Origin of the sequence: Paenibacillus algorifonticola, from assembly GCF_050481745.1 — a bacterium.
In the GTDB taxonomy this organism is placed as follows: domain Bacteria; phylum Bacillota; class Bacilli; order Paenibacillales; family Paenibacillaceae; genus Pristimantibacillus; species Pristimantibacillus algorifonticola_A.
Map to the genome: position 1 here is coordinate 1 of NZ_JBCNGR010000052.1, position 6,808 is coordinate 6,808.

The 6,808-nt window shown below is 46.3% G+C and carries 8 protein-coding genes; all 8 read left to right on the plus strand.

The window, feature by feature from the left end; translation table 11 throughout:
• A partial coding sequence (locus ABEW34_RS30065; RefSeq protein ID WP_430164978.1) for an alpha-L-rhamnosidase C-terminal domain-containing protein occupies positions 1 to 486 on the plus strand: 486 nt, incomplete at its 5' end.
• Positions 487 to 612: 126 nt separating this feature from the next.
• Complete coding sequence (locus ABEW34_RS30070) at positions 613 to 750, plus strand: hypothetical protein (protein WP_430164981.1); 138 nt, start codon at positions 613 to 615, stop codon at positions 748 to 750.
• Between the two features lie 442 nt (positions 751 to 1,192).
• Complete coding sequence (locus tag ABEW34_RS30075; protein ID WP_430164984.1) at positions 1,193 to 2,659, plus strand: ATP-binding protein; 1,467 nt, start codon at positions 1,193 to 1,195, stop codon at positions 2,657 to 2,659.
• A gap of 7 nt (positions 2,660 to 2,666) precedes the next feature.
• Positions 2,667 to 3,353 carry a response regulator transcription factor gene (locus ABEW34_RS30080; RefSeq protein WP_430164987.1) on the plus strand — a complete coding sequence of 229 codons (687 nt, stop codon included), beginning with the start codon at positions 2,667 to 2,669 and terminating at the stop codon, positions 3,351 to 3,353.
• A gap of 211 nt (positions 3,354 to 3,564) precedes the next feature.
• Entirely contained in the window at positions 3,565 to 4,404 is an 840-nt protein-coding gene (gene bacA, locus ABEW34_RS30085; RefSeq protein ID WP_430164989.1) for an undecaprenyl-diphosphate phosphatase, read from the plus strand.
• A gap of 39 nt (positions 4,405 to 4,443) precedes the next feature.
• Positions 4,444 to 5,292 carry a COG4705 family protein gene (locus tag ABEW34_RS30090; RefSeq protein WP_430164992.1) on the plus strand — a complete coding sequence of 283 codons (849 nt, stop codon included), beginning with the start codon at positions 4,444 to 4,446 and terminating at the stop codon, positions 5,290 to 5,292.
• Positions 5,293 to 5,471: 179 nt separating this feature from the next.
• Positions 5,472 to 6,068 (plus strand): biliverdin-producing heme oxygenase, encoded by a 597-nt coding sequence (locus tag ABEW34_RS30095; RefSeq protein ID WP_430164995.1) that lies wholly within the window; start codon positions 5,472 to 5,474, stop codon positions 6,066 to 6,068.
• Between the two features lie 444 nt (positions 6,069 to 6,512).
• Entirely contained in the window at positions 6,513 to 6,704 is a 192-nt protein-coding gene (locus ABEW34_RS30100; protein WP_430164998.1) for a hypothetical protein, read from the plus strand.
• The last annotated feature ends 104 nt before the right edge of the window (positions 6,705 to 6,808 follow it).

Sequence of the window (6,808 nt, forward strand, 5' to 3'; positions counted from 1 at the left end):
ACGACGATTTGGGAGCATTGGGATGGCATCAAGGAAGACGGCAGCTTCTGGAGCGAGGATATGAATTCCTTCAATCATTATGCCTACGGCGCAATCGGAGAATGGCTGTACAGCTACGTAGCTGGCATTCAGCCAGACGAGGAGGAGCCGGGATTCAAGCATGTGAAAATCAGCCCGCAGCCGGGACCCGGTTTAACTTGGGCGGAAGCAAGGCTTACGACGATGTATGGGGTGATCGTTTCCTCTTGGTGCCGTAAGGAAGCAGGGCGAATGGAAATTAAGGTGACGGTGCCTTGCAATGCCCGTGCGACGCTCAAGCTTCCAGAAGCGCAAGCGGCAGCCGATGTGTTGGAAAATGGCACTGCATTATCGCAAGCGGCGGGCATTACCGCGATTCATGAAGAAGCGGGAAGCGTTACGCTGGAGCTGGGCTCTGGCCAGTATCATTTTGCTTATGATAGATCCAGATCCAGATCCAAATTCTGAGTGAAATGAGCATCATATGTATTCCCGCTACTATCGGTGGATACAGTCAGGAATATCTCTCCTCATGAATGTGAACCTGCATACCCGAAAGGTTGCGTTGTGCTCTTCGTTTCAGGTTTTTGCTCCGTGAGCAAACCCTACAAAGACACCAAGACAGATTTCGTGGACACACCAGCCGCTATTTTCACCGAATCGTGGGTTGTGGCACCGGCGGCGGACTCAGGAGCCGTTATTACACTGCCCATCGCCATTTTGATGGGATGAGGAGGGCAATAGCGGCTTTCCTGTCCGCGTGCGGCCTGAAATCGAAGGAAAAGCCAAAATAGCGGAACCTCAGTCCTCAACGAGGAGGGAAGGCCCAGAGCTGTGTGATTTCTGCAGCAGTGGATTCATCAGCAGTCTCAGCAACAGAAGCCTTATCAGGAGTGGACCTAGCAACAGTAGCTTCAGCATCAGCGGTCCCAGCCACAACCGGATGAAGAAAAAGCCTGGTCAAGCCTGGTCTTCCAGGCTTTTTTGTTTTTTAAATTAATAGAAATTTAATGGCCAGTTAACTAATAATTTATGAGCTTTGCGTATGCTAAGTAAAGAGATGATTGGACGAGTTCCTATTAGCGGAGGCGATCTTGTTTTTTTCGAATGAATCCTTTATGTTTAATCGCAAAGTGGGCTGAAATGGAGCTGCAAGCAAAGGAGTTTTTCGAGTATGTCGATTCGTCTGAAATTGCTGTTGTCCTATGCGGCAATGCTGGTCATTCCATTATTTTTTATTATGCTTATTTCGTTGCTGATGGTCGTTATGTTTCGTGGTGATTTGCAAAATCTGAAAGGCATTTATGAATCGACGGAAGATATATTCAATCATGAGGATTTGGAGCAGGTCGCCAAAGAAATCATTCGTTCGGCTCAGCGCCAGCCCGACTTGCTTAGGGACGATAGTTATTTGAATGAAATGACTCTGCAGCTGCAGGACAAAAATTCAGGTATCGTCGTGCGTCAAAACGATGCCATTTTCTACCGTTCGCCAGGGCTCCCGCAGGATGCAGCATGGCTAGCGGAATTGACTGCTTACGATGGGCATACAACAAGTCAAGCCTATGTAGAGAAAAAGGTAGGCAACGCTGCCTATGCGTTCCTGCATTACGATCTTAATCGTTCCGGCAATGAGCAAATATCGCTGTTTATGATAACCAAAGTAAATCCGTTAACGAATTTTATTCGAAAATATTTTATCGTTTTATTCAGCTTGCTGATCCTTATTTTCATTTTGACCCATGTGCTATTGACGACGATGATGTCCAAAAGCATAATTCGCCCTCTGCACAAGCTTCGAGAAGCGGCTCAAGAAATGAAGGAAGGCAAGATGGATTTGCAAATTCAAGTTGCTGGGAAAGATGAAATCGGGCAATTAGGGGTAGCCTTTGAAGAAATGAGATTGCGGCTGCAGCATTCCACCTCGGTACAGCAGCAATACGAGGAAAACCGCAAAGAGTTAATCGCAAACATTTCCCATGATTTAAAAACCCCCTTGACGGCCATTCGCGGTTATGTAGCGGGCATGATGGACGGAATAGCAGATACTCCGGAGAAAAGCTTGAAATATATGCAGACCATTGCGCTCAAATCCGATGAGCTGGATCATCTCATCAATGAGCTGTTTCTGTATTCCAAGCTGGATTTAAACCGTGAGCCGTTCCAGTTTGAAGTGGTGCAGCTGCTGCCTTTTTTAAGCGATTGGATCGAGGAGCTGGAATTTGAGCTGGAAAAGCGGGGCATCGCATTTTTGGCCGATATTTCCCTTGATTCGGAGACGGTCGTTTCGCTTGATCGCGATCATTTCAAACGTGTGCTGAACAATATTATTCAAAACAGTATGAAATATATGAATAAAGCGCAGCCGAATATTCACCTGACCGTATATTCAACCCCACAGGCCGCCGTATTGGAAATTGCGGACAATGGCAAAGGAATTGCGGCTGAGGCGGTTCAGCATGTTTTTGAACGATTTTATCGGACGGATAAATCACGGAGTGCGCATACAGGCGGAAGCGGCCTTGGGCTTGCGATTGCCAGACAAATTATGGAAGGGCATGGCGGCGTTATATCAGCGTCCAGCGAGCTGGATGTCGGAACGACCATAAAGCTGTGCATCCCAACTACGACAAGGGAATGATAAATCCATGAAATCGATTTTGCTGATTGAGGACGATATTACGATTTCAGAGCTTCAACGCGATTATTTGGAAATAAACGGCTACCAGGTAGACATGGCTGCTGACGGCGAAACGGGACTGCGAATGAGCCTTGCTGGCAGCTACGATCTGATTATATTGGATCTTATGCTGCCTAAGCTGAGCGGCTTTGACGTTTGCAAAAGGATTAGGGAGAAGAAGAACATTCCGATCCTCATGGTGTCTTCCAGAAGCGAGGATATTGACATTATTAGGGGATTGGGCCTTGGCGCCGACGATTACATGACCAAGCCGTTCAAGCCAGGTGAGCTCGTTGCCAGAGTCAAGGCGCATATTGCCAGATATGAGCGTTTAGTGGGTGCGAAGGATGTGAAAAATGAAATTCAAATTCGCGGCTTGCTCATCAACCCCGATACGCGGAAGGTGTTCGTCAATGAAGAAGAGACGGTGCTGACGACTAAGGAGTTTGACCTGCTTTATTTTCTCGCGAGCCATCCGGACAAGGTGTTTAGCAAAACCCATTTATTCGAGCGAATATGGGGTATTGATGCCTTAGGCGATATGCAGACCGTAACGGTACACATTCGGAAAATACGTGAAAAAACGGAAAGCAATTGCGCGGAGCCGACCTATGTCGAGACCGTTTGGGGAGCGGGATATCGATTTAAAGGGTGACAAGCAATACGATTTAGGTACATGTAAAATAGGAAGGGGAGCTCGCCTGATTGTAGGCGGGCTTTTTTTTGCTTAACTTTGCTTTTAATCGGAGTTAAGAAAATTTTAATAGCCAATTTATAAGGAGTTTAGCATTGGGCTCTAAACTAGGGCTATTCCAAACAAAGAGATTGTTCCTTGTCCAACTCGTAAAAGGAAGTGAGCGCATTTTATGGATCATTTGTTCACCGCTATCATTCAAGGCATTATCGAAGGCTTGACCGAATTCCTTCCCGTTTCTTCCACCGGGCATTTGATTTTGAGCGGCGCCTTGCTGGGGTTTACCGGCGAGAAGGCGGATACGTTCGAAATTATTATTCAGCTTGGCGCCATTTTAGCGATCGTTGTCATTTATTGGCGGCGAATATTCGATCTTCTCGGGCTTGTTAGGCTAAAGCCTGCTGCAGACGAAGCTTTAAGAGAGGGCCAAAAAGCGGATAAGCTGAACCTTATCCATATTGGTCTCGCTTGCTTGCCCGCTATGCTGCTTGGCTTGACACTGCATTCGTTAATTAAAACGTATTTGTTTTCACCATATACCGTTTTGATCGGACTGGTGCTGGGCGGTGCCTTTATGCTGCTGGGGGAGAAGCGGCAAGCCGCTGTAAAAGTGGAAGGGATTGACCAGCTGTCCTATAAGCAGGCCTTTATCATTGGGCTTTACCAATGCTTGGCATTATGGCCCGGCTTTTCCCGATCCGGGGCAACGATTGCTGGAGGTCTGCTAACAGGTATCAACTACCGGGCAGCTACAAACTTTTCGTTTCTCATTGCCGTTCCAATGATGGTTGCAGCCACCGGCTATGAGCTGTTGAAAAGCTATCAGACGTTGACTGCTGCTGATGCTGCTTTTTTTGCAACCGGATTTATAACCGCCTTTGTCGTAGCGCTGCTTGCGGTGATGACCTTTTTGAAGCTGCTGGAACGGCTGAAGCTGGCCCCTTTTGCCTATTACCGCTTTGCACTCGCGTTCGTGTTTCTGACTTACCTACTGGTTACAGCTACAAATTAGAATGCAATTTCAATTTTGCATATGGGAGGCATAACATTGATGACTAACCAAAACGATCAGGCTGTATCAGCGGCAGGAATTGGAGAGGAAATAGGAGTCGGAATAGGGAGCAGACCAAACAGACTGCTCGATAATCAATCTCTGCTAAGCAAAGTACCAGGCATTACAATCTTCTTCTGGTTCATTAAAATTATGGCGACTACAGTAGGAGAAACGGCAGCGGATTTTCTCAACTTTAATCTTCATTGGGGACTTGCGGGCACAACGGTTTTGACAGCAGTTTTATTTTTTATTGTATTAGTTGTTCAGTTCAAAGCTGCAAAATATGTGCCCAGCGTATATTGGGTGGCAGTTGTGATGATTAGCATTTTAGGTACGCTTGTCACCGATAATTTGACCGACCAGCTTGGTGTTCCCTTGGAAACGACGACAGCGGTATTTTCAATCGCCTTATTAAGCACGTTTCTCATGTGGTACAAAAGCGAGGGTACACTCTCCATCCACTCCATCGTTACTGCTAAGCGTGAAGCATTTTATTGGCTGGCCATTTTGTTTACTTTTGCGCTGGGAACAGCTGCGGGCGATCTCATTTCGGAAGGCATGCAGCTGGGCTATTTGACTTCGGCACTTATTTTCGCAGCGGTTATCGGCGTTGTAACGTTTGCCTATTACCGTTTTAAATTCAATGCGGTGTTGGCATTTTGGATCGCCTACATTGTGACGCGGCCATTAGGAGCATCGCTTGGCGATTATTTGTCCCAGTCAACGGATGACGGCGGATTAGGCTTTGGGACCGTTGGAACGAGTGCGATTTTCCTCGTTTGCATTCTAGGCATGATTGTCTATTTAACCCGTTCAAAAAAGGATGTTATAACGGCCAGCGAGTAGGTCTGGTTACAAAAATCCATGGAGAAACGCTTTGATTATATTGATTTCTCAGTTATAATTATGTATTGATTATAAGGTGAAAAATCATATTTTCAGTGTGAAGCACAGCGATGTTTATGCAGACAAGTGTTTCTTCTTTAAGGCAAAAAGCCTATAAATGGATAGGAGTGAACGCCCATATGAACGTCATGGCTCGATTGAAGGAAGAGACTGCTGTGAATCACAAGCAGATCGAGGACAACCGCTTTGCCAAAGCCATTATGAATCAAACTTTAAACGTAACGGACTATTCCCTTTACTTACAGAAGTTTTACGGTTTTATTAAGCCGGTAGAACGCCATATTGCCGCGCTATCAGAAGCGCAAAACGTACACGAGCTTGGCGAGTTTATTCAAAACCGGGCCAAATCCCCGCTATTGGAACGTGATTTGCTGGCACTTGGTTTAAGCGAAGAGCAGCTGCAGCAGCTTCCGGAATGCAAGCAGCTTCCTGAACTAGCTACCGTGGCCCAGATGCTTGGTTATATGTATGTCATTGAAGGCTCCACAATGGGTGGGCAAATTATTACGAAGCAGGTTCGCAAATTTCTGCCGCTTACGGACAACACAAGCGAAGGTACGGCGTATTTTAACGCTTATGGTACCGAAACGAGAGCGAAATGGGCGGAATTCAGCCAATTTGTAAGCGAGTCTGTATTAACGGAAGAAGAGGCTGCTCAGGTCGTTGAGACGGCGAAGCAAACGTTTCTGACTCTGGAGGTTTGGTTTAATGTTTAACCGAAAGCTAGACAATCCTGCCTTGAACCTAGGCTATATTCAACCGCATGGCGTCCTGCTGGCAGCTAGAATGGATGCTCCTAATGCAGCCGCCATTCAAGCTAATTACTGGGCATATCTTCGGAGGGGTTGCTGGGCGCTCCTAGGCAGAGTTGATTGGAGAGCAGTCGGTTAAGGTGATTTTGGATCGTGTCCGACTTTTTTTATATTGTTCACGAAAGCGAAGGGCTCGTAATCGTGGAATTAGAGTCGGTAACAAGCCGGTAAAAATCGGGCTGTGCTGGAGAAGTGCATTTAAGCTGTAATGAAGCATTGAAACTTCCTTAACGATGGTTGAATCCAAGCATTTGATCTGCGGATCAGATGCTTTTTTGATGCTATAGTTTTGCGGTGTTTTATTACATTAATCATGTTATGATGAAACATAAACAAGGAACTTTATATATGGAGAACGATCAGAAGATCATTGAGCTGAAGGGGGAGTGGGGCTTTTATCCGGAGCAGCTGTGGGGGGCATGGCAGAAGCGAAGACAGGCCCGTTATCCAAACAGGCGCATGTTCCTGGAAATTGGAGCAGTATGCTCCTGGATATGTACGATAGTCAAGCTTTCGGATATGGCACCTAAATCAATCTGATAGATAGTTTTAATAGGAGGAATAGCAATTGAACGACGTTGTGAAATTAGTTTCCCAAAGCACGCAGGTGCTTGAAGGAAAGGCGGTTCTATCCGCATTAGAGC